Origin of the sequence: Dokdonella sp. (assembly GCF_017744955.1) — a bacterium.
Classification (GTDB): domain Bacteria; phylum Pseudomonadota; class Gammaproteobacteria; order Xanthomonadales; family Rhodanobacteraceae; genus Dokdonella_A.
The window spans coordinates 1-20,519 of record NZ_JAGIAG010000008.1; the positions used below are offsets into that span (position 1 = coordinate 1).

Sequence of the window (20,519 nt, forward strand, 5' to 3'; positions counted from 1 at the left end):
CGTCGCGCGGATGCGCGTGGCGCCCAGGCTGGGATCCACGCGCCCCAGCGAGCTGTCGATGCTGCCCTGGAACTGCGTGTTCTCGGTGAAGTTGCGCAGAGTGGAAATGCCGGTCATGGGAGTCCCCTTCGATGCGTGGATGGTTGAAGCGCGAGCGTGAGTCTGCAAATTTCGTCACGGACGCGACAGCCGGGACTATCCCTAGCTAGGGATTACCCTTGGAGATGATCGACGCGCGAAGGGGCTCGGCAGGGGTGCGAAAAACGGCGATGCGCGCGACGGGAATGTCCGGGCCCCCTGTCTACAATCTCGACCGGGAATACGTGGAGATGTCGATAGGCGGACGCGAGCGGGCGGCAGCGGAATTCGAAGGCGCACCAAGCGAATGCGCGGATCGGGCCTGTTCCGCCGATCCGCGACGAGCCCGCGGGCGCAGTCGCGCTCGCGGAACGTCCCGCGAGCGCCGGCTAGGCGTGGAAGATCGGCTCGATCGTCAGCTTGCCGAGCGCGCTGTCGGCGAAGCGCTGCATCAGCTCGTCCTGGCTCGCGAGCAGCGTGTCGTAGGCGTCGCGCGAGCGCACGTCGGCGCGCAGCTGCCAGCCGTTGTCGGTCTTCGTCAGCCAGAGGTCGGTGCCGGGCAGCACATCGTTCTGCATGCGCAGCAGCACCTCGCGCGAGCGCCCGCGCGTGCTGCGCGGATCGCTGACCAGCATCTGGCGTACGTGCTTCTGCACCAGCTCGGACAGCGCCGGCGCGACGTTGCCGAAGGACGCGGCCGCCTGTGCTTGCTGCGCTCCGTTCGCCGCCTGTTGCTGCGGTTGTGGCGCGTTGGCGGTCTCGGCGGACATCGGCGTCGGCGTGCTGCCGCTGCCGGTCTGCGCCGCCCCTGCGTCGCCGCCTCCCTCCATGTCGTCCTCGCCGTGCGCGACGCGCGCGGTCGGAGCGGCCTGGGTCTCGCCGTCGGCAGCCTTGCGCGCCAACGCCTGCGCCGTCTCGGCATCGCCGGAGTCGACCTTGCGCTTGTTCTCCACGCCCTGCTTGCCGTTCGGCGCGGCGGCGTCGTCCGGAGCGGTCTTGACCGGCTCGCTCCGCGGCGTCGGTGTTTCGCTGCTGCGCATGGGCTGCTGCTCGGTCTCGGCGGTGCGCTGCGCATCGTCGGCGCGGGCCGGATTCGGCGCAAGATCCTGGCGATCCGACTTCGGCGCCGGCGCCTCGTGCGACGGCGATGCCGCGCGCTCGTTGTGGACCGGCTCGTCCTTGCGTTCGTCGACCGGCGCGAAGGCGTTCTGCAGCATCGCGCGGAAGCGTTCGGCCGTGTTGAGGCCGGCCAGCGCGCCGCCGAATTTCGGCGTCGCAGCGCCGTCCGTCGTGGGTCGTGCCTCCGTTCCCGGCGGCTTGCCGGCCAGGGTGCGATCGTCGCGGCCCTGCGACTGCATCAGATTGCGGAACTGCGCGACTTCCTCGCGCGTCGGCGCCTCGCCGGCCTGGCGCGCGACGCCTTCGCGCACGCCGGTCTCGACGGCGACGCGCTCGACCCGCGCCTTCTCGTCGGCGGCGTGGCGGCGCTGGCGATGAGCGGCCTGACTGGTTTGCACGTCGTTGTTGATCAGCATGACGTCACCTCATTGCGTGCGCGGGCACACGGTACAGCTCTTCGCCGTCCTGTTCCTCGCGTCGTTCCTGTTCGGCCTGATGCCGGCGCGACCAGTCGCCGCGGAATTTCTCCAGCGCGTCGACCTTGGCCTGCGCGCGGCGCAGCTGGACGATTTCCTCGCGCAGCTTCGCCTCGGCCTGCACCACGTCCCGCTCCGCCGCGGCGACCGCGGCGTCGCTCCTGACGATCTCGCCGTCGAGCCAGAGCCGATGCCGCTCGGCGCGCTCGAGCCAGTCCGGCGCCAGCCGCTGCGGGTCGTCCAATGCGCTTTCGCACGCCTGCAGATGCGCGCGGCGGCGGTCGCCGACGTCGGAGCGCGCCTGCTTGGCCAGATCGCGGCGCTGCTCGGCCTGCGCGACTTCGGCGCGGCACTCCGAGACGCGCTTCTGTATCGCCTCCAGGCGCAGGTCGCGCACGCGGCACAGCGGTTCGAGCGGGAATCGTTTCATCGGAACATACCGGTCAGGCGCACGACGGCGTCGTCGTAGCCGCTGAGGGCTTCGGCCGGCTGGCGCAGGAAGGCGTTGATGTCGTTGATCTTCGACACGGCGACGTCGGCTTCCGGATCGTTGCCCGCACGATACTCGCCGAGCTGGAGCAGGAGTTCAATGTCGCGATACTTCGACAGATAGCGGCGCAGCAGGCCGGCCGCTTCCTGGTGTTCCTGCGACGCCACGCGCGGCATCACGCGGCTGGCGCTGGACAGGATGTCGATCGCCGGATAGTGGTTCGAGGCGGCGAGCTTCTTCGACAGGTAGATGTGGCCGTCGAGGATCGAGCGCACTTCCTCGCCGACCGGATCGCTGCCTTCCTCTTCCTCGATCAGCACGGTGTAGAACGCCGTGATGGTGCCGCGATCGTTGTTGCCGGCGCGCTCGAACAGGCGCGGCAGCGCCGAGAACACCGACGGCGTGAAGCCGCGCCGCGTCGGCGGCTCGCCCATCGCCAATCCGACGTCGCGCAGCGCGCGCGCGAAGCGGGTGACCGAATCCATCATCAGCAGGACGCGCAGGCCCTGGTCGCGGAAATACTCCGCGATCGCCGTGCCGACGTAGGCGACGCGGCTGCGTTCGAGCGCGGGCCGGTCCGAGGTCGCGACGATGACGACGCTGCGGCGCAGGCCCTCCTCGCCGAGGCTGTCCTCCATGAACTCGCGCACTTCGCGGCCGCGTTCGCCGACCAGCACGATCACGTTGACGTCGCTCTGCGCGCCGCGCGCGAGCATGCCGAGCAAGGTGCTCTTGCCGCCGCCGGCGGTGGCGAAGATGCCCAGGCGCTGGCCTTCGCCGACGCTGAGCATTCCGTCGATCGCGCGCACGCCGGTGGGCAGCGGCCGGTCGATCAGACGGCGCTTGAGCGGATTGGGCGACGACGCGTAGACCGAGGCGCGCTGGCGCGCGTCGAGCGGACCGAGGTCGTCGAGCGGTTCGCCGTGCGCATCGAGGATGCGACCGAGCAGGCCGCTGCCGACCGGTACGCTCGCTTGGCGCCCCGTCGCGGTGACGGTGGTCGCGGCCGAAATGCCTTCGAGCGGACCGAGCGGAGTCAGCAGGGTGTGGTTGCGCGAAATGCCGACGACCTCGGCCGGCAGCTGGAAACCGCTGTCGGCTTGTTCGAGCAGGCACAGCTCGCCGATCGCGGCATTGATGCCAGTCACGCGCACCAGGGTGCCGTAGGCCTCGGCGACGCGGCCGACGCGCTGCAAGGTCTCGCCGCTGGCGAGCGCGCGCAGCAGCGGCTGCGGCGCCGTCGCGGCGATCGCTTCGGTCGTGCCGGCCGGGTCTTCAGTCAGCGGCATCGAGGGATTCTCCGGCGGCGGACGTCGCGGACGGTTCGTCCGGCCGGGTGTCGCTCGGCGCGACCTCGGCGTGCGCGACCTGCTCGCGCGCCATCGCCAGGATCGTGCGCACCTGATCGAGCTGTTCGCGCAGGCCGGCGCGCACGACGCCGCCCTCGGTCTCGATCACGCAGTCGAATTCACCGAACTCCGGCGTCGCGACGATCTCGGTGGTCGGCGTGCCGCCGATGCCCAGGCCGTCTCCGGCGAGGCGCAGCCGCGTCGCTTCGGCGACGTCGGGGTGCACGCGCACGACGAGATTCGGCTCGAACGCGAGCTGCCGCACCGCTTCGCCGACCAGTACCGGTACCAGCTTGTCGGCGCCGAGCGCGGGCGCGATGCGTTCGACCACGGCGACCGCGAGGTCGGTGATCTGGCCGCGCATGCGCTCGGCGAGCTGCTCGCGCGCGGTGTGCAACGCGGCGACCGCGGCGGCGAACTGGTCCAGTCCGTCGCGCCGTCCCTCGGCGAGTCCTTCCGCGCGTGCCTCAGCGCGCGCGGCGTCGAGTTCGCCGTCGAGCGCATGGATCGCCTGGTTGGCCTGATCGACCAGTTCCTGCGCGCGGCTCAGCGGCAGCCAGGCCGAGGCCGGAATCACGCGGCCGTTGACGCCGAGGGCGTAGCGCTCCTTAAGGTCGATGAAGGCCGCGGTCACAGGTGCGCGACGGCCGCGCTCTCGCGCGCCGCTCCGAGATATTGGGTGACGGTCTCCGGCGGCAGCCAGGCGTCGCGGCGCTCGCCGGACGCGCTCGACGGAAACGCGAGCTTGACGCGTTCGGCCAGCAGTGGGTGCTGGTTCGCGGCATAGGTGATCAGTTCGACGCGGCCGCGCTGGCGCAGCAGCTCGGCGATCGCGTCGGCATTGTCGAGCACGCGCGCGAGGCCGGCCAGCGCGCAGTGGCGCACGCCATCGGGCACCGCGCCGCGCCAGGGATCGGTGCTCAGCGCGAACGAGACGCGCGCGGCACCGATCGCTTCGCGCAGGCGCAGCACCTCGCTGCGGTCGACGCGCGCGCGCAGCGCCGGCGAGAACGCGAGCGCGCCGAGATCGAGCGCCGCGCCGCGCAGGCGTTCGCCGGAAAACAGAGCCGCCGGATGCTGCTCGATCCAGGCGGATTCGTTGGCGGCGCCGAGGTCGAACAAGGTCGGCGCCGCGCGCTCGATGCGCAGCGCCAGCATGCGCCTGCCGAGTGGCGTACTGCGCGCGCGCTCGACCAGGACCGGTGGTACGTCGCCGAAACGGCTCGCGTGCGCGCCGTCCAGGCTGGACTTCAACAGCGCGGACCAGCGCGCATCAAGTGCCATCGCGACGGCTCTGATCGGCCGAGCGGCCGCTCAGGAACGCGGCCAGGGCGGAGCGGCTGCGCCACAGCAGCAGCAGCGCGGCGAGCAGGGTCAGACCGGCGAACACGATCAGGAGGCCTCGCGTGACGTCCATGCGCATGGCGAAGCGCTGCAGATCGCCGGGCGCATCCTTGCTCGTGCTCGGTTCGGCGGCGGTCGGCGCCGCGCCATCCTGGAACGCGGCCCGGGTGAAGAACTTCACCGTCACGCGATCGGGATTGTCGAGGCCTTCCACGGCGTCCTTGACGATCGCCTTGATGTCGGTCTCGCGCTCCTGCACGCGCGCGCCCGGCGCCACGACCAGCACCACGGCCGCCGAGGCCGAATCGGTCTTGCCGCCGATCAGGTCGCGGTCCGGCAGGGCCACGTGCACACGCGCGTTGATCACGCCGTCGATCCGCTGCAGCGTGTCGGAAAGCTCCTCGCTGAGCGCGTACAGGTAGCGCGCCTTGTCCTCGGTCGGCGAGGCGACGAAGCCTTCCTTCTTGAACACCTCGCCCATCGACGGGTGCGCGCTGCGCGGCAGGCCGGCGGCCTCCAGGATCGCCATCGCGCTCGGCAGGTCCTTCTTGCCGACCTTGACGGTCCATTCGGTGCCTCGGTCGGCCTTGTTCTTGTCGACGTCGATGCCCATCCGCAGCAGCGCCGCAGCGACCTCGTTCGCCTGCGTCTCGTCGAGGTTGGAGTACAGCACCTGCGAGTCGCTCATGCAGCCTGCGAGCCCGAACGCGAACAGCAGCACGGTCAGGACACGCAGGACGAAGCGCGATCCGGCCGCGCGCGGTTCGGATCGGACGGGGTGTTGCTGGCGGGCCGGAAGCATGGCGGCGATCTCTACGATTGCTGGCGGAACAGCTGCTGCACACCGTCGGACGTGCGGTTGGCGACGTTCGAGGTCATCTCGGCGTGGAACAGGAACTCGTGGCACTTCACGGTCATCTGCATCATCTCGCCCGGCGTGGGTTCGGCGCCGGCTTCGAGATTGGCCGTGATCTCGTTGATGTTGCCGACGCGGCCGTTCAGCGACTCGAAGTTCTGCAGTACTGCCTGGAAGCCCGGCGAAATCGGCTCGATCGCCGGCGGCGCCGAAACCTGGGCAGGCGCTGCGTTCGCGTACGCCTCCTGGAAGCGGGCGACGTCGTAGACCGCGGCCTGGCTCTGTGGACCGCTCACCTGCGGCACTGCGGTCAGCGCCGCCAGGTCGATCGACTGGATCGGTGTCATGAAAGCCTCTCCTCTGATGGCTGCAACACGCCGGTACGGCACCGCGCACGAACTTCGACGCTCCCCGCCCGGCGCCGCCCGGGACGGGCGGCGCGGCCCTTGCGGGCCGGCGGATTTCCGAAGCGACGCCGTTCGCGGCGCGGGCCGGTCGAACCGGCGCGGACGTTTAGTTCTTGCGACCCAGGGTTTCCAGCGCCGAGCCGACCGCGTTGTTCGAGGTCGCCGAGTTGGTCGACAGGAACTGCATCTTCAGCGAAGCCGCGGTCAGCAGCGTCACCGTCGACGGCTGGTCCTGGCCGTTCTCGCCGATCTGCGAGGACAGGTCGGTGATCTCGGTCGCCTGCTTGTCGAGCACCTTGCCCCACGCCTTCGCCATCGCCTGGTACCAGCTGTTGGCGGCCGTGTTCGAGACCGGACCCGGCAGCGAGTTGCCCGGCGGATTGAACGAGCCGGCACCCGGATTCGCGATCGGCGCCGGTGCGCCACCGCCCAGCATCATGTTCGGGATGTTGTTGCTCATCGCAGTTTCTCCTCTCAGAGTAATGCGCCTTTCACGCTTTCGCGCGAATAGCGCTGGATATTGCCCGCACCGTCGCGGACAAGTACTTCACCGTTCTCGACGCCGATGAATGTGTTGCCGCTCGGCAACTTGCCACCCTTGAAGTACGTGGCGCCGTCGGCTCCGCGCAGATACGGATCGTCTTCGGAACCGAAGACGTCCTTGATGCGCTTCGCGTCCGGCACGACGTGCTCCGGCTGCTCGGGATCGAGATTGTTCGGACTCACCTTCAGACCGCGGTTCTTGTTCAGATCCTGAATCGTGCGCGACGCGAGAATCTTCTTCAGCTCCGTGCGGTCGCCGAAATGCCCTTCCACCGCGACCACGCCTTCGCCGATCCATTTCGTCCTGACCGGAAGCGAGCTGAGGCGGAAGGATTCGGAGACGTCGGCCTCGAGCTGCGGACCGCTCTTGACGTCGATCTCGGCCTTGATATTGCGCTGCGCGAGGCGCGTGCGCAGGGTTTCCAGGTCCTGATCGCGCTCGACATAGCCGCTGACGAGCGGCTGATCGGCCTTGCTGCCGGCGTTGATGCGCAACCCCTTGTAGCCCAGCTGGTCGATGATCGCGCGCAGTTCCCCGTCGCGCGGCTGCGCCGGCGCGGGCGCGGCCGGCGGCTGGGCGTTGTTCTGCGCCAGCAGCAGGGCGCCGATGCTGGCCCCCATCAGCGCCATCGCGACGACCAGGGTGGCGATGCGATTGCTGCGCTGACGCGGCGGCTGCTCGCCCGCTTCCGCGCGCGGCGCCGGTTCGAGCTGCGACAGCAGGGTTTGCCAGCGCTCGCTCCAATGCGGACCCAGCGCGAAGCAGGCGCCGCCGATGCGCAGCAACGAGAACGGTTTGATTTCCTGCGGATCGCCCGGATGCAGCACGCGATCGTCGATGCGCACCTCGGCGTCGACCGCGCGCACGGCCAGATCCTCGCCGTTGCGCGTGACGATGCAATGGTGCGCGGCGACGCCGGCATCGCTGAAGATCAGGTCGCAGTCGTCGCTGCTGCCGATCATCAGGAAGCTGCTTTCCTGCAGCTTGCGCTCGGCGCCGGCGTGCACGCCGGCGAGCACGCGCAAAGCCCACACGTCGGCCGCGCTGTGCCCGTTGCCCTTGACCATGGTCTTGGGCGCCTCTTCGGCGGGACGTTTGCGCGTCGACCAGACTTGCATCAGGGCGTTCCTCCAGCGGCTGCGGCGGGCTGGGTCGTCGCCGCAGGGACGACCTCGTGCGCGGGCACCGGTGCAGGAGCGGGTGCCGCATCGCGCGCGCCGTCGGTCGGAATTCCGTAGCGCGCCTTCTCTTCTTTCGACGCCCACGGCAGTTCGGCGTGATCGCGCGCGTCCTGGTCGACGCGGATCTGGTCGACGCTGACGTCGGGCGAGCTCGGCACGCGCTGGTCGGTGATGCGATTCGCGGCGACCAGGCGCGGCGTGATCAGGAACAGGCGCTCGAAGCGCTGGCGGTCCTTCTCGACCTGGCGGAACAGGTTGCCGAGCAGCGGGATGTCGCCGAGCACGGGAATCTTGCCGTCGTGCTTCTCGTCCTGGTCGGTGATCAGGCCGCCGAGCAGCAGGCTCTGGCCTTCGTCGATCAGCGCCTGCGTGTTGACCGCCTTGCGCTGCACCAGCGGGACGTTGACGACCTGGCCGGCGAGGTTGGTCTGGTTGACGTTCACGTTGCCGTCTTCGATCTGCACGATCGTGCGGATGCGGCGGCGGCCGCTCTCGTAGACCAGATGCGGCGTCACGCGCAGCACGGTGCCGGCGACGACGTTGAACAGGTCCACGTCGTACGCGCCGGCGACCGGCACGTAGACGGTCTGGCTGTTCTCGATCACCGCCTCGGTGTCGTTCAGCGTCATCACCTGCGGGCGCGCGACGATGTTGGTGATGTCGTCGGTGGCGAGCGCGTTGATGCGCGCGATGAACTTGCCGGCGTCGCCGACGATCGCACCGATCTGGAAGCCGTCGAGCTGGTTCAGCAGTCCGATGTTGTTCGCGCCGAGCGCGTCGGCCAGCGTGCGGCCGCGCGGGTCGACGCCGCTGCGGCCGAAATTGACCGCGGTGCGCGCGTTCTGCCAGCGCCAGTCGATGCCGTACTTCTTCGCCTTGCCCTTGTTGATGTCGATGATGGTCGCTTCGATCTCGACCATCTGCGGCTCGACGTCGAGCGCCTGCACCAGGCGGTCGTACATGCCGATGCGATCGGGCGCGTCGCGCACGATGACCGCGTTGCGGAACGTGTCGGCGACGATGCGCGCGTTCGGGGTGGCGTCGGCGGCGGCGTTCTGCACCGGTTGCGGCGGGGGCAGCGGAATGTCGCCCTCGTCCTGGCGCGCGGCGTCACCCTCGCCCGGCGGAATCAGCGGCGGCTTGCCGACGCTGGCGAGGCCGCTGCCACGCAGCTTGTTGCCGGAGCGCGGCAGCAGGCGGTCCTGCGCCACGTAGGCCGACTGTGCCGTCGGCGCGACCAGCTCGCGCAGCAGGGTCGCCACGCCCGGCACGGTCTGCTGGCGGTTGCCGATCGTCATCGTCATGTCGGCCGCCCAGGCGTAGCGCAGCTTGTAGTACTTGAATACGGTCGCGTTGCTCGGGCTCTGACCGTTGATCGCGTCGGCGAGCTGCTGCACCTGTTCGACGAAGCGCGGCGCGCCGGTGACCATCACCAGGCCGTTGCCGCTGGTCGCGGTGAACGTATTGCCGTCGTCGCCGAGCTTCATCTTCTGGAACGCGCCGACGAAGTCCTCGACGCGCGCCGGCGGCAGGTTCGCGTAGCGCGTGATGCGTTCGGAGGTCAGATAGACGTAGACGGCGGAACCGTCGTAGTAGCTGATCAGGTCGTTCGCCGCGCAGATCGACGTGAACACCTTCGACGGGCTGCCGCCGCGCTGACCGCTGATCGTCGCGGCGCGGGCGCGGACCTGCTGGCTGACCACCACCGACAGACCCTGGTCGCTGAAGAATTCCTGCAGGAATTCCGCCAGCGGCTGGCCCTGGGGATTGAAGCTGACCTCCGCGCGCTTGAACGGAATCGGCGCGGCCTGGGCCGCGGTTCCGCACAGCATCATCGTGGTCAACAGCAGCGCCATCAGACCGACCCGTATCCGCATTGTGTTCTTCCCCGTTCCCGCTACTCGCATCCTCTACCCCTAGCCTGAATGTTTCCGAAAGTGCCGTTCGAATTCTTCTTACGGCTTCACGCCGCCGCCAGCTGCCCCAATGGCACCAGCTTAACGTCGGGTACCAGCTCCTGATACGACAGCACCGGCAGCGCCGGAAACTCGATTTCGGTCAGCTTGCGCAGATGCCGGCGCACGTCCATCGACGAAAGCAGGACGACGTTCGCGTCGACGCTGCTGCGCACGCGCGCGTGCACCTGCTGCAGCAGGCTTTCCGCCAGCTGCGGCTCGACCGCCAGTTGCGCACTGCCGCCGCTGACGTGCACCGAGCGGCGCAGGCGGTCTTCCAGTTCCGGATGCGCGACCAGCACGTGCAAGGTGCGGCTGGCACCGGCGTAGCGGTCGCTGATGTGGCGCCGCAGCGCGACGCGCACGTATTCGGCGACCAGCACGATGTCCTTCTCGCGGCTCGCCGCGTCGGTGATCGCCTCGAACACGTCGCGCAGGTGGCGCACCGGAATGCGCTCCTCGACCAGACGCTTGAGGATATCGGCGACACGTTGCGGCGAGACGACACGCAGCATCTCGCGCACCAGGTCCGGGTAGTCGCGGCTGAGGCCGTTGAACAGGTTCGAAGTTTCCTGGATGCCGACGAACAGGTTCAGGTGCTGCTCGAAGGCGTCGCGCAGGTGGCGGCGCAGTACTTCCAGCGCGCCGATCGCGCCTTCGCCGCCAGCCGCCTCGGACGTCTCGCGCCACTCGCCGGGGAACGCCGGCAGATAGACCTGGCCGTCGACGTCGCCGCTCGGCGGCGGCAGCGCGGCGCGGTCGCCGCTGCGCGGCGCCGGCAGGAAGCGCGCACCGGGATGCAGGCGGCCATTGCCGACGCGCACGCCGTGCACGAACACGCGGTAGGCGTTCGGCGGCAGGTTCTGGCCAGCCCGCAGCGCCGGTGCCGGCATCGGCACACCATATTCTTCGCGCAGGGTGCCGACCGTCTCGCGCAGCACGTTGCGCACGTTGGCGGGACCGAGCTGCTGCAGGGTCTGCAGATCCATTTCGAGGAGCAGGGCCGGCGGTGCCGACAGCTCGTCGCTGGCGACCACGTCGAGCGGCAGCAGCTCCTTGCTGTCGGAGACGCGGAACAGCTTGCGCAGGAAACCGACGCTGTGGCGGAAGCGCCAGGCACCGAGGGTGGTGAAGGCCAGTCCGAGCAGCAGGAACACGAGCACCGGGAAGCCCGGCACGCTCATCATCAGCAGCGCGATCAGGCCGGTGACCAGGATCACGCGCGGCTCGTTGGAGATCTGCGAGGCGATCGCCGCGCCGAGGTGCTTGTCTTCGCCGTCGTTGGCGGTGCGGGTCACGATCAGGCCGGCCGACATCGAGGCGAGCAGGGCCGGGATCTGCGACACCAGGCCGTCGCCGATGGTCAGGATGCTGTAGGTATGGACGGCCTGGCCGAGGCTCATGCCGCCCTGCAACATGCCGACCGCGAGGCCGCCGAGCAGGTTGATGATGATGATGACGATGCCGGCGATCGCGTCGCCTTTGACGAACTTCATCGCGCCGTCGAGGCTGCCGTGCAGCTGGCTCTCGACCTCGAGCAGGCGACGCTTGCGCTTGGCCTCGTCCTTGTCGACCAGTCCGGAGCGCAGGTCCGAGTCGATCGACAGCTGCTTGCCCGGCATCGCGTCCAGCGAGAAGCGTGCGGCGACCTCGGCCACGCGCTCGGCGCCCTTGGCGACGACGATGAACTGCACCACGGTGATGATCAGGAAGATGACCAGACCGACCACCAGGTTGCCGGAGACCACCACGTTGCCGAAGGTGTCGATGATGTGGCCGGCGTCCGCGTGCAGCAGGATCGAACGGGTGATCGCGATCGACAGCGCCAGGCGGAACAGCGTGGTCAGCATCAGCACGCTGGGGAAGCTGGAGAACGCGGTCGGCGCCGGAATGTAGATCGCGATCAGCAGAAGGCCGATGCCGACCAGGATGTTGATCGCCACCAGCGTGTCGATCACCGGCATCGGCAGCGGCAGGATCATCAGGGCGACGATCGCGACCACGCCGAAAACGAGAACGATGTCGCTGTAACTGCGCGAGCCGCTACCGAACTTGAACAGGGACGCGACCGCGTTCATTGCATGCTCTCCATGGTCCCGCCGGAGACCTCGCGCGTTGTCGCTGGTGCGGGTTCGTCGCGAACGGAATCGCGTCGATTGCCGCGGGAATCCATGTCCATAACCCTGTCCACAAGGAGTTTTGGCATCCATCTCGGCCGTTTAGACGGCCAGACGACGAGTAGGGCTGCTTGTGACGAGCGGTCAACCAAACGCTCGTGTGAACGGCAGACTAGCAGAACGAAGTGACGGTTCGAACCGACCTAGGGAAAACCCTGGGTGTTCTGTCGACTCGTCGTTAACGTGTCGTTTCGATCACGTATTCGTTCGGTGAAGCGCTGGCGTTGGCGGGATTCTTTGCGGCATCCTTCGGCTCCAGATGCGCGAGGAGGCTGATCGCCGTGGGGGTGACGCCGAGCATGAATCGCTGCGTGTCGTGATCGACGATGAGAATGCGTTCACGCGGCCCGACCGCCATGATCTGCACGATGCGTGCGGGTCCGGCAGCGGCGCCGCGGCCGCCCTGTCGGCGCATCACCCACCACAGCGCGGCCAGGGCGAATGCCACCGTCAGCAAGGGCAGCAGCAGCCCCAGCAGCGACGTTTCCGGCGCGGTCGCCGCTGGCTCGGCCATCGCGACGGCACTCCAGACCAGCACGAGGAAAGGTATGACGTAGCGTGACGCGCTTCTCATAACTATCGCTTACTCCATCGGCTTCGGCCGCTGCGCTGTCACGAAAGGGGACGTGGCAGGAGACTAGGATACCGACGATGTCGACGACCCGTTGCGAGCCCGTCCGCATTGATTCTCCCATCACGCCACAGCAGGCCGGCGACGTGCACAACGCGCTGATCGAGGCCCTGCCGCTGCCGTGCGCGTTGTTCCGCCAGCCCGACGGTCGCGCCGTGCTCGGCAACCAGGCGTTCGTGCGCGAGTTCGGCCCGCTCGACTCCATACCGGACCGTATGCACTTCGAGGCGCGCTTCGACTCGCTCAGCGAGGGCGAAGACGGCATCCAGTGCTATGCGCCGCAGACGCGCCGCTGGTACCGCCTGCTCTGGCGCGACCTGCCGTGGACGCGGGCGGCGCGCTGCGATGCGGTCTTCGTCAGCAGCATCAGCGACGAGATCGAGGCCCTGCGCCAGCACAAGGCGCAGCAGGAGCAGCTCCTGTTCACCTCGCGCATGCTCAGCGTCGGCGAGATGGCGACCACGCTGGCGCACGAGCTGAACCAGCCGCTCGGCGCGATCATCAACTATCTGAGCAGTTGCGACAGCATGATCGCGCGCGGCGACGCCGCCAATCCGCGCCTGCGCCAGGGCATCGCGCTGGCGCGCAACCAGGCCGAGCACGCCAGCGCGGTGATCGCGCGCCTGCGCGAGTTCGTGCGCACGCGCAACCCGCAGCGCGAGCCGCATCCGCTCGACGCCCTGGCGCAGACGGTGGTCGAGCTGCTCCGCCTGGAAGCGGAGCAGCACCAGGTCCGCATACTGACCCGGCTGCCGAAATCGCTGCCGCGCGTGATCGCCGACCGCGTCATGATCGAGCAGGTGCTGCTGAACCTGGTCAAGAACGCGATCGACGCGATGCGCGAGACCGCGGCCGGCCAGCGCGAGATCGCCATCGAGGCGCGCCGCGACCTGGACGGTATGATCGAGGTGCGCGTGCGCGATCGCGGCCCCGGCATCGGTTCGGATTTCGCCGAACGCATGTTCGCGCCGATGTTCAGCACCAAGTCCGACGGGCTCGGCATGGGCCTGGCGATCTGCCGCTCGATCATGGAATTCCACGAAGGCCGCCTGTTCGCCGAACCGAATGCGGACGGCGGCAGCAGCTTCATCTTCACCCTGCCGGCGGAGAACGCATGATGTCCGATGCCCCACCCGCGCACGTCCTGCTGGTCGACGACAACGACGAATTCCGCGAATCCACGCGCTGGCTGCTCGAGGACGCCGGCTTCACCGTCGGCGCCTTCGCCAGCGGCGCCGCGCTGCTGCACGAACTCGATCATCCGACGCAGGGTCCTCCTCCGGCCTGCATCGTCAGCGACGTGCGCATGCCGCGCATGAGCGGCATCGAGCTGCAGCAGGAACTCAAGCGCCGCGGCGTGGAGCTGCCGCTGATCTTCGTGACCGCGCACGCCGACGTGCCGCTGGCGGTCGAGGCGATGCGCAACGGCGCGGTGAATTTCATCGAGAAGCCGTTCGATCCGGTTATGCTCGTGCACGCGCTGCGCACCGCGACCGATCGCGCCGCGGCGCTCGGCGCCAATCCGGTCGTGATGGAGAAGCTGACTCCGCGCGAGCGCCAGGTGCTCGAACTGGTGGTCGCCGGCAAGCTCAACAAGACGATCGCCGACGTGCTCGGCATCAGCATCAAGACCGTCGAGCTACACCGTTCCAACCTGATGCAGAAGCTCGGCGCGCGCAACGTCGCCGAGGTAATCCGCATCGCGCTCGGCCACGAACAACCGCACGGAGCGATCACGCGATGACGGTAGCCCCCGCCATGGACATTCCTTCCCGAGAGGCCCGCCCGCTGGGCGAGCGTCTGCGCGCGATCCCGCCGGATCGCGCGGCCGCCGTGACGCGCCTGCTCGGCGCCGGCGAGCGCCTGCTGATCGAAGCCGACGGCACGCGGCTGGAGCTGCGCAGCGACGTCGCGCAGGAAGCCCCGCACGCGACCACGGCCGAACTCAATCACGCCAACGGCCGCCTCAGCCTGGTGCTGACCACCGAGCACCACGAGGCCAGGGTCGGCGAACGCAGCTGGCACGATTTCAGCGGCGACGCGCGCCTGCTGGCCTGGGCGCTCGCCTACGAACCCCTGCTGATGCGCCTGTCCGAACTGCTCGGAACGCCGCTGCTGCCGGCCGAACTGCGTGCCGCGCCGGATCGCCAGGCCGACGTGCTGCACTGGGTCGAATTCCGCTACGGCCAGGGCGAGCGCGAAGACTGCCGCGGCCTGCTCGGTCTCGACCGCGCCGCCCTGGACACGCTCGCAGCGGTCTCCGGCTGGCACCGCGCCGACGCCGAGGCGCGCATCGAGCGCGACGAAGTCCCCTTGCCGTGCCGCCTGCTGCTGCCGGTGCCGGACCTGTCGGCGGCGACGTTGCGCGACGTCGGCGAGGGTGACGTGATCCTGCTCGGTTCGCGCGCGATCGCCACCAGCACCCTGCGCCTGCACGCCGATACCGGCCAGGCCGCGCTCGACGCGCGCCACGCCTGGCTCGCCGCCGCGGTCGCGGGCGGCATCTCGATCACTCGTCCCTTGAGTGCCGCCGAATTCAGGAATCTCACGATGAACGAAAGTGTCGCCGAAACTCCCCCTGCCCTCACCGCCGAGGACGTCCGCGATTCGATCCCGATCCGCGTCGACCTGCTGATCGACACGCTGAGCCTCAGCCTGGCCGACCTCGGACGCCTCGGCGCCGGACAGATCCTCGAACTGCGCCAGCCGGTCGAAGGCGCGCGCGTCGAGCTGCGCGCGAACGGCAAGATCATCGGCAGCGGCGAATTGGTATCGCTGGGCGAGACGCTCGGCGTCAAAGTCACAAGGATCGGTGACGAACGTGGACTTCAGTAACTTTTCACCTGCCCTCGTCATCGCGACGGTCGTCGGCCTTGCGCTGGCGCCGTTCGTCGCGGTGATGGTGACCTCGTTCACCAAAATCGTCGTCGTCATCAGCCTGCTGCGCAACGCGCTCGGCCTGCAGCAGACGCCGCCGAACGTCGTCATCAACGGCCTGGCGATCATCCTGTCGATCTACGTGATGTATCCGGTCATCCTCGACACGCTCGACAACGTCAACGCCAATACCGCGGCGGCGCAGGCGCAGGGGCTGGGCTCGGAGAAGATGACGGTCGACCGCCTCGGCCAGATGATCGGCGCCGGCAAGGAGCCGTTGCGCAAGTTCCTGATCAAGCATTCGCACGAGAACGAGCGCAAGTTCTTCCTGGAAAGCGCCAAGCGCCTGCTGCCGCCGGCGCAGCAGACCGGCCTGACTGCCGACGACTTCATCGTGGTGATGCCGGCGTTCACCGTCAGCGAGCTGACGGAGGCCTTCCAGATCGGCTTCCTGTTGTTCCTGCCGTTCGTCGTGATCGACCTGATCGTGTCGAACATCCTGCTCGCGCTCGGCATGATGATGCTGTCGCCGACGATGGTCTCGCTGCCGTTCAAGCTGCTGCTGTTCGTGATCCTCAACGGCTGGGCCAAGCTGATCCACGGCCTCGTCGCGACCTACCAATAGGCAGCCGCGCATGTATCAGAACGAAATCCAGCTCGCGCGCGAGGCCCTCTGGCTGGTGCTGCTGCTGTCGGCGCCGCCGATCCTGGCCGCCGCGATCACCGGCCTGCTGATCGCGTTCCTGCAGGCGGTGACGCAGCTGCAGGAGCAGACGTTTCCGTACGCGGTGAAGTTCACCGCCGTGGTACTCGCGCTGTTCGCCACCGCGACCGTGCTCGGCGGCACGCTGTACAACTACTCCGACAACCTGTTCAGCAACTTCGCGACGTTGATCCGCTGATGCGCGCGCGTTGCCGCCTCCCCCGCCGCGAGATCGACGCACATGGTCTTTGAGTACCTGCAAGGACAGGCGCTGGCGATCGCGCTGACGTTGCCGCGCATCGCGGCGGCGTTCCTGATCCTGCCGCTGATGACGCAGGAAACGGTGCCGGCCCTGGTGCGCAACAGCTTCTTCGTCAGCCTGGCGATCGTCGCCTATCCGATCGCTGCGGCGGCGTCGCCGAACACCGCGATGATGCAGAGCACCTGGGCGCTGATCGTGCTCAAGGAGATCTTCGTCGGCGCCGCGATCGGCTTCAGCTTCAGCGCCGTGTTCTGGGCGCTCGGCGCCGCCGGCAACGTGATCGACGTCAAGGTCGGCTCCTCGATGGCGAACGTGATGGACCCGATCTCGGGCCACCAGACCTCGCTGACCGGATTGTTCCTGTCGCAGTTCGGCATGTGGCTGTTCATGGCGACCGGCGCGTTCACGCTGTTCCTCGACATTTTGCTGTCGAGCTACAAGCTGTGGCCGGTCGGCAACGCGCTGCCGCCGCTGCACGCCGGCGGCATCGCCTTCTTCGCCGACCAGTTCAGTTATCTGATGACCGCCGTGCTGATGTTCTCGGCGCCGGCGCTGATCATCACCAGCCTGCTCGACATCGCGATGGGTCTGGTCAACCGCTACGCGCAGCAGCTCAACGTGTTCGCGCTGTCGATGCCGATCAAGGCCTGGCTGGCGACCTGGATGCTGCTGCTGTCGCTGGCGGCGATCGTCGAAGCGGTGGTACGCGCGATCGCCGGCAACTCGACGCTGCTGGAAGCGCTGAACAAGATGCTGTGACGCCGGGCGGCACGTCGGCCGCTGCGGGCGACGACGGACCGCATCGGGTGGGACGCCACAGGAATACAGCGATCTTCCGCTCGGCGACGGGCGCGGAAATCGCGCACAGCCGTCCTCACTTGCCGTCGCGCTGCTCGCGCACGCTCTCGGCCCAACGCAGCAGCTCGGCGACCGCCTCGAAGAACTCGCTCGGCAGGTAGTCGTCGAGCTCCGCGCGTTCGTACAGGCCGCGCGCGAGATCGACGTTCTGCATCACCGGAACGCCCGCCTCCTCGGCGGCCTCGCGGATCAGCTTCGCCTCGTAGTCCTCGCCCTTGGCCACGATCATCGGCAGCTCGGTTTCGCCCGGCTCGTACAGGATCGCGATGGCGAGATGGGTGGGATTGGTCACGACCACACTGGAGCGGCGCACGGAGGACAGCATGTTCTGCTGTGCCCACTCCTGATGCAACTGGCGGCGACGGCCCTTGATGTAGGGATCGCCCTCGTTTTCCTTCGTCTCCTGGCGGATGTCGCGGATGCTCATGCGCATCTTCTTCATGAAGGAGAAGCGCTGGTAGAACGCGTCCAGCGCCGAGAGGAAGAAGAACACGAAGATGACCCAGATGCCGATGCGCGTGACGCTGGACCAGAGCAGCTCGCCCACCGCCGTCGGCTGGCCGAACGGCAGCGCGGCGATCTGCGGCAGGAACGTGAACAGCACCGCGATGAAGATGCCGATCAGGGCGGAACTCTTGATGATCGCCTTGGCCACCTCGACCAGGTTGTCCTTCGAGAAGATCTTCTTGATCCCGGACATCGGATTGACGTGCTTGATGTCGGGCTTGACCTTCTTCGGCGCGAGCACCGGACCGCCCTGCAGGAAGTCGGTCAGCGTGGCGATGAACACCGCACCGAACAGCAGCGGCAGGCAGATCCACAGGCCCGTCGACAGCGCCTCCCAGCCCAGCGCCGGGGCGACGATCGCGAACGGTTGCCCCATCGCGCTCATCGAGTGGTCGATCAGCGCGCCGACGCGCTGATTGATCGACGGCAGCATCAGCCAGATCAGCACCAGCCAGATCATGACCAGCACGGTGCTGGTCAGCTCCTTGCTCTTGCTGACGTCGCCGTCCTTGCGCGCCTTCTTCAGGCGCTGCGGAGTCGGCTTCTCGGTTCGGTTGCCGGTGTCGTTTTCTTCAGCCATGGCAGGCTCATCGGATGCGGACGAGCCGCGCTCAGGCGCGCGCCATGCCCGACGCGGTCAGCCGCGTCTTGCGCAGGTTGATGCCGCGCTGGTTCAGCAGGTTCCTCTGCGCGGACTCGGCCATTTCCTTCAGCTTCGCCTTGTCGCCGGATGCGCGCGCGGCCTGCTGCGCTTCCAGCGTCAGCACGGTCTCGTACATCAGCGCTTCGCCCATCAGCTGGCGCTGCGCCGGGTCGGCGGCCTGCGGGCTGGCGGCGATCAGCGTCAGAAGCTGGCGCGACAACGCCGTGGCGACGTCGCGCCCGGGCAGCGTAGTATCGTGCACGACCGTCCACATGGCGATCAGATGCCCGGCCAAGAGGTCCGGCAGGTTGTCCGGCACCAGACCGAGGTCGCCGAGCTGACGCAGGAATTCGGCGTGCACGTCGCGCGAGTTCAGCTCGCGCTCGACCATTGCCGGATCGAGATGGGCGCGCGACTGCAACGTGTCGAGCAGCTCCTTGCGAACCTGCGCCGACAGCGCCGGATCCACGCCGATCGCGAACGGATGCTCCGCCGCGCCATTGCCATTCTGTCCCGTCGCCATCCGCTCACCCCTCCGATGCTTGAATGATGTCGTGTTGCCGCCGCTGCGCAAGCCAGGCGTCGTAGCGCAAGACGTGGCGCAACGCCGGATTGCCGAAATGGAGCGTTTCGCCGTCGACCTCGAAGCCGAGCCGGCGCAGGATCGCCGGCACCGCGGTGTTGCGCGGATGGCACAAGCCGACCAGATACGGCAGACCGACGTTCGAGAACGCATGGTCGCACAGCGCACGCGCGCCTTCGACCGAATACAGCCGTCCCCAGACTTCGCGCAGCAGGCGCGTGCCGAGCTCGACCTCGTCGCTGCCCTCGATCGGCGCCAGCGCGAACACGCCGACGAAGCGGCCGCTGCGGTCGCTCGTGTGCCAGACGCCCAGTCCGGGGCGCAGCAAGTAGTCCCTATTTGCATGAAAGACGATCTTGGCGACGCCGAGGTAGTCCGTCGGACACGGTTCGACCAGCCAGCGCGCGACCTCCGGATCCTGGTTCAACTCGGTCAACGCCGGAATGTCCGTCATGCGCAGGCCGCGCAGGACGAGGCGGCGCGTGCGCAGGAATTCCGTGCCGGGGAAATCTTGGGATGCTTGCATGCGCCGGTCCGATTGAAGGGTCTGCCGCGCGCGGACGCGGCGCAGACCCGCCGCCGTCTTCCGCCGTGGATCCGGCTGTCGTCCTGCGATCTCGCCGGCGTGAACGAAACGGGTACCGCGGTTCTCCTCAGCGCTGGACCAGGCCGTCGCTGGTCAGCGCCATCCGGCGCAATCGATCCCCGCTCTGGACGGAGCCCTTGTCGATCGCCGCGGCCAAGGTATCCATCAGTTCCGGACGTCCCTGCGCCGCCTCGTCGCGCACCGTGACCATCACGCACGTCTGGTACATCATCGTCTCGGCGACCACCTGCCGCTGCTGCGCATCGTCGAGCCGGCCCGCAAGGGTATCGCGAAGCTGCCGCCGCACGCCCTGCACTTGCGCGACCTGCGGCAACTCGACCTGCCGGTTCGCGCCCATCCACATCATGACCGTGTAGGCCGTCATGACGTCGGCGAAATCGTCCGCGCGCAAGCCGTACGGCGTGACGACGCGCGAGAAGGTCGTACGGATGTTGCCGAAACGCCGATCGAGATCGTCGGCCACGGCCTGTCCGCTGCTCTCGGCGATGCCGGATAGAAAGGTTCGCCGCACCTGGTCGGACACCGCCGCATTTCGTCCGAGGCTGAAATCCAGCGCGGACGTGCCTTGCCAATCGGAAGCCCTCGATTGTCCGATGCCGCTGCTTCGGGGCGTCGACATCGACGTCGATGTCGATGAATTGTGCTTCAGCGCTTCCCGCGTAGCGCCGATCATGCCGAGCATATTGGCGTTGCCCATGTAGATCGGCGTCATCGTCTGCGGCACCGACGCGAGGCCTTGCGCCGACACCGGCGCCGCGACGAGGCACGCGAGCAGAGCGACCAGCCGCCATTGGATTCGAGCACTGTGCATGTCGAGCCCTCCATAAAAAATGCCAAGATCGCTTGCGCGATCTTGGCATCGAATGCGTAAA

At 68.2% G+C, this 20,519-nt stretch carries 22 protein-coding genes; 6 read left to right on the forward strand and 16 right to left on the reverse strand.

The window, feature by feature from the left end; genetic code table 11:
* Nucleotides 1–467: 467 nt before the first annotated feature.
* The 12 genes from J7520_RS15085 to J7520_RS15140 form a co-directional block, all read right to left on the reverse strand.
* Entirely contained in the window at nucleotides 468–1,613 is a 1,146-nt protein-coding gene (locus J7520_RS15085) for a type III secretion HpaP family protein (protein WP_291189773.1), read from the reverse strand.
* A 4-nt stretch (nucleotides 1,614–1,617) separates the two neighbouring features.
* Entirely contained in the window at nucleotides 1,618–2,103 is a 486-nt protein-coding gene (locus J7520_RS15090; RefSeq protein WP_291189776.1) for a hypothetical protein, read from the reverse strand.
* Entirely contained in the window at nucleotides 2,100–3,452 is a 1,353-nt protein-coding gene (locus J7520_RS15095; RefSeq protein ID WP_291189779.1) for a FliI/YscN family ATPase, read from the reverse strand. The genes J7520_RS15090 and J7520_RS15095 overlap by 4 nt, the downstream gene beginning before the upstream one ends.
* Nucleotides 3,439–4,146: a FliH/SctL family protein gene (locus J7520_RS15100; RefSeq protein WP_291189782.1), complete on the reverse strand. Its 708-nt coding sequence runs from the start codon at nucleotides 4,144–4,146 to the stop codon at nucleotides 3,439–3,441. Before J7520_RS15100 ends, J7520_RS15095 begins: the two co-directional genes overlap by 14 nt.
* Nucleotides 4,143–4,796 carry a hypothetical protein gene (locus J7520_RS15105; RefSeq protein WP_291189785.1) on the reverse strand — a complete coding sequence of 218 codons (654 nt, stop codon included), beginning with the start codon at nucleotides 4,794–4,796 and terminating at the stop codon, nucleotides 4,143–4,145. Before J7520_RS15105 ends, J7520_RS15100 begins: the two co-directional genes overlap by 4 nt.
* Nucleotides 4,786–5,658: a type III secretion inner membrane ring lipoprotein SctJ gene (gene sctJ, locus J7520_RS15110; protein WP_291189788.1), complete on the reverse strand. Its 873-nt coding sequence runs from the start codon at nucleotides 5,656–5,658 to the stop codon at nucleotides 4,786–4,788. Before sctJ ends, J7520_RS15105 begins: the two co-directional genes overlap by 11 nt.
* Before the next feature lie 11 nt (nucleotides 5,659–5,669).
* Nucleotides 5,670–6,059 (reverse strand): hypothetical protein, encoded by a 390-nt coding sequence (locus J7520_RS15115; protein WP_291189792.1) that lies wholly within the window; start codon nucleotides 6,057–6,059, stop codon nucleotides 5,670–5,672.
* Nucleotides 6,060–6,225: 166 nt separating this feature from the next.
* The gene (locus tag J7520_RS15120; protein ID WP_291189796.1) at nucleotides 6,226–6,579 is read right to left on the reverse strand and encodes a hypothetical protein; all 354 of its coding nucleotides are present in this window, start codon (nucleotides 6,577–6,579) and stop codon (nucleotides 6,226–6,228) included.
* A gap of 14 nt (nucleotides 6,580–6,593) precedes the next feature.
* Nucleotides 6,594–7,781 (reverse strand): FHA domain-containing protein, encoded by a 1,188-nt coding sequence (locus tag J7520_RS15125; RefSeq protein WP_291189799.1) that lies wholly within the window; start codon nucleotides 7,779–7,781, stop codon nucleotides 6,594–6,596.
* The gene (sctC, locus tag J7520_RS15130; protein ID WP_291189802.1) at nucleotides 7,781–9,721 is read right to left on the reverse strand and encodes a type III secretion system outer membrane ring subunit SctC; all 1,941 of its coding nucleotides are present in this window, start codon (nucleotides 9,719–9,721) and stop codon (nucleotides 7,781–7,783) included. Before sctC ends, J7520_RS15125 begins: the two co-directional genes overlap by 1 nt.
* Before the next feature lie 86 nt (nucleotides 9,722–9,807).
* Entirely contained in the window at nucleotides 9,808–11,877 is a 2,070-nt protein-coding gene (sctV, locus tag J7520_RS15135) for a type III secretion system export apparatus subunit SctV (protein ID WP_291189806.1), read from the reverse strand.
* A 277-nt stretch (nucleotides 11,878–12,154) separates the two neighbouring features.
* On the reverse strand, nucleotides 12,155–12,490 hold the full coding sequence (locus tag J7520_RS15140; RefSeq protein WP_291189809.1) for a flagellar biosynthetic protein FliO: 336 nt from the start codon (nucleotides 12,488–12,490) through the stop codon (nucleotides 12,155–12,157).
* 137 nt (nucleotides 12,491–12,627) lie between these two features.
* On the opposite strand from J7520_RS15140, the gene J7520_RS15145 reads away from it, so the two are divergent.
* Genes J7520_RS15145 through sctT form a run of 6 tightly spaced genes read left to right on the forward strand, consistent with a single transcriptional unit; the run spans nucleotide 12,628 to nucleotide 17,208 of the window.
* Nucleotides 12,628–13,725: an ATP-binding protein gene (locus J7520_RS15145; protein ID WP_291189812.1), complete on the forward strand. Its 1,098-nt coding sequence runs from the start codon at nucleotides 12,628–12,630 to the stop codon at nucleotides 13,723–13,725.
* Entirely contained in the window at nucleotides 13,722–14,351 is a 630-nt protein-coding gene (locus J7520_RS15150; protein WP_291189815.1) for a response regulator, read from the forward strand. Before J7520_RS15145 ends, J7520_RS15150 begins: the two co-directional genes overlap by 4 nt.
* Nucleotides 14,348–15,442: a FliM/FliN family flagellar motor switch protein gene (locus J7520_RS15155; RefSeq protein ID WP_291189818.1), complete on the forward strand. Its 1,095-nt coding sequence runs from the start codon at nucleotides 14,348–14,350 to the stop codon at nucleotides 15,440–15,442. Before J7520_RS15150 ends, J7520_RS15155 begins: the two co-directional genes overlap by 4 nt.
* Entirely contained in the window at nucleotides 15,429–16,109 is a 681-nt protein-coding gene (gene sctR, locus J7520_RS15160; protein ID WP_291189821.1) for a type III secretion system export apparatus subunit SctR, read from the forward strand. The genes J7520_RS15155 and sctR overlap by 14 nt, the downstream gene beginning before the upstream one ends.
* 10 nt (nucleotides 16,110–16,119) lie before the next feature.
* Nucleotides 16,120–16,386, forward strand: coding sequence for a type III secretion system export apparatus subunit SctS (gene sctS / locus J7520_RS15165; protein ID WP_291189824.1), 267 nt, complete (start codon nucleotides 16,120–16,122; stop codon nucleotides 16,384–16,386).
* 42 nt (nucleotides 16,387–16,428) lie between these two features.
* Nucleotides 16,429–17,208 (forward strand): type III secretion system export apparatus subunit SctT, encoded by a 780-nt coding sequence (gene sctT, locus J7520_RS15170; protein ID WP_291189827.1) that lies wholly within the window; start codon nucleotides 16,429–16,431, stop codon nucleotides 17,206–17,208.
* A 115-nt stretch (nucleotides 17,209–17,323) separates the two neighbouring features.
* Here sctT and sctU read toward each other — a convergent pair whose 3' ends face one another.
* From sctU to J7520_RS15190, 4 genes are all read right to left on the reverse strand, one after another.
* Nucleotides 17,324–18,394: a type III secretion system export apparatus subunit SctU gene (gene sctU, locus J7520_RS15175; RefSeq protein ID WP_291189830.1), complete on the reverse strand. Its 1,071-nt coding sequence runs from the start codon at nucleotides 18,392–18,394 to the stop codon at nucleotides 17,324–17,326.
* A 31-nt stretch (nucleotides 18,395–18,425) separates the two neighbouring features.
* Nucleotides 18,426–18,980, reverse strand: coding sequence for a DUF6683 family protein (locus J7520_RS15180; protein WP_291189833.1), 555 nt, complete (start codon nucleotides 18,978–18,980; stop codon nucleotides 18,426–18,428).
* Between the two features lie 4 nt (nucleotides 18,981–18,984).
* The gene (locus J7520_RS15185; protein WP_291189836.1) at nucleotides 18,985–19,566 is read right to left on the reverse strand and encodes a GNAT family N-acetyltransferase; all 582 of its coding nucleotides are present in this window, start codon (nucleotides 19,564–19,566) and stop codon (nucleotides 18,985–18,987) included.
* Nucleotides 19,567–19,693: 127 nt separating this feature from the next.
* The gene (locus J7520_RS15190) at nucleotides 19,694–20,458 is read right to left on the reverse strand and encodes a hypothetical protein (RefSeq protein WP_291189839.1); all 765 of its coding nucleotides are present in this window, start codon (nucleotides 20,456–20,458) and stop codon (nucleotides 19,694–19,696) included.
* Nucleotides 20,459–20,519: the final 61 nt, after the last annotated feature.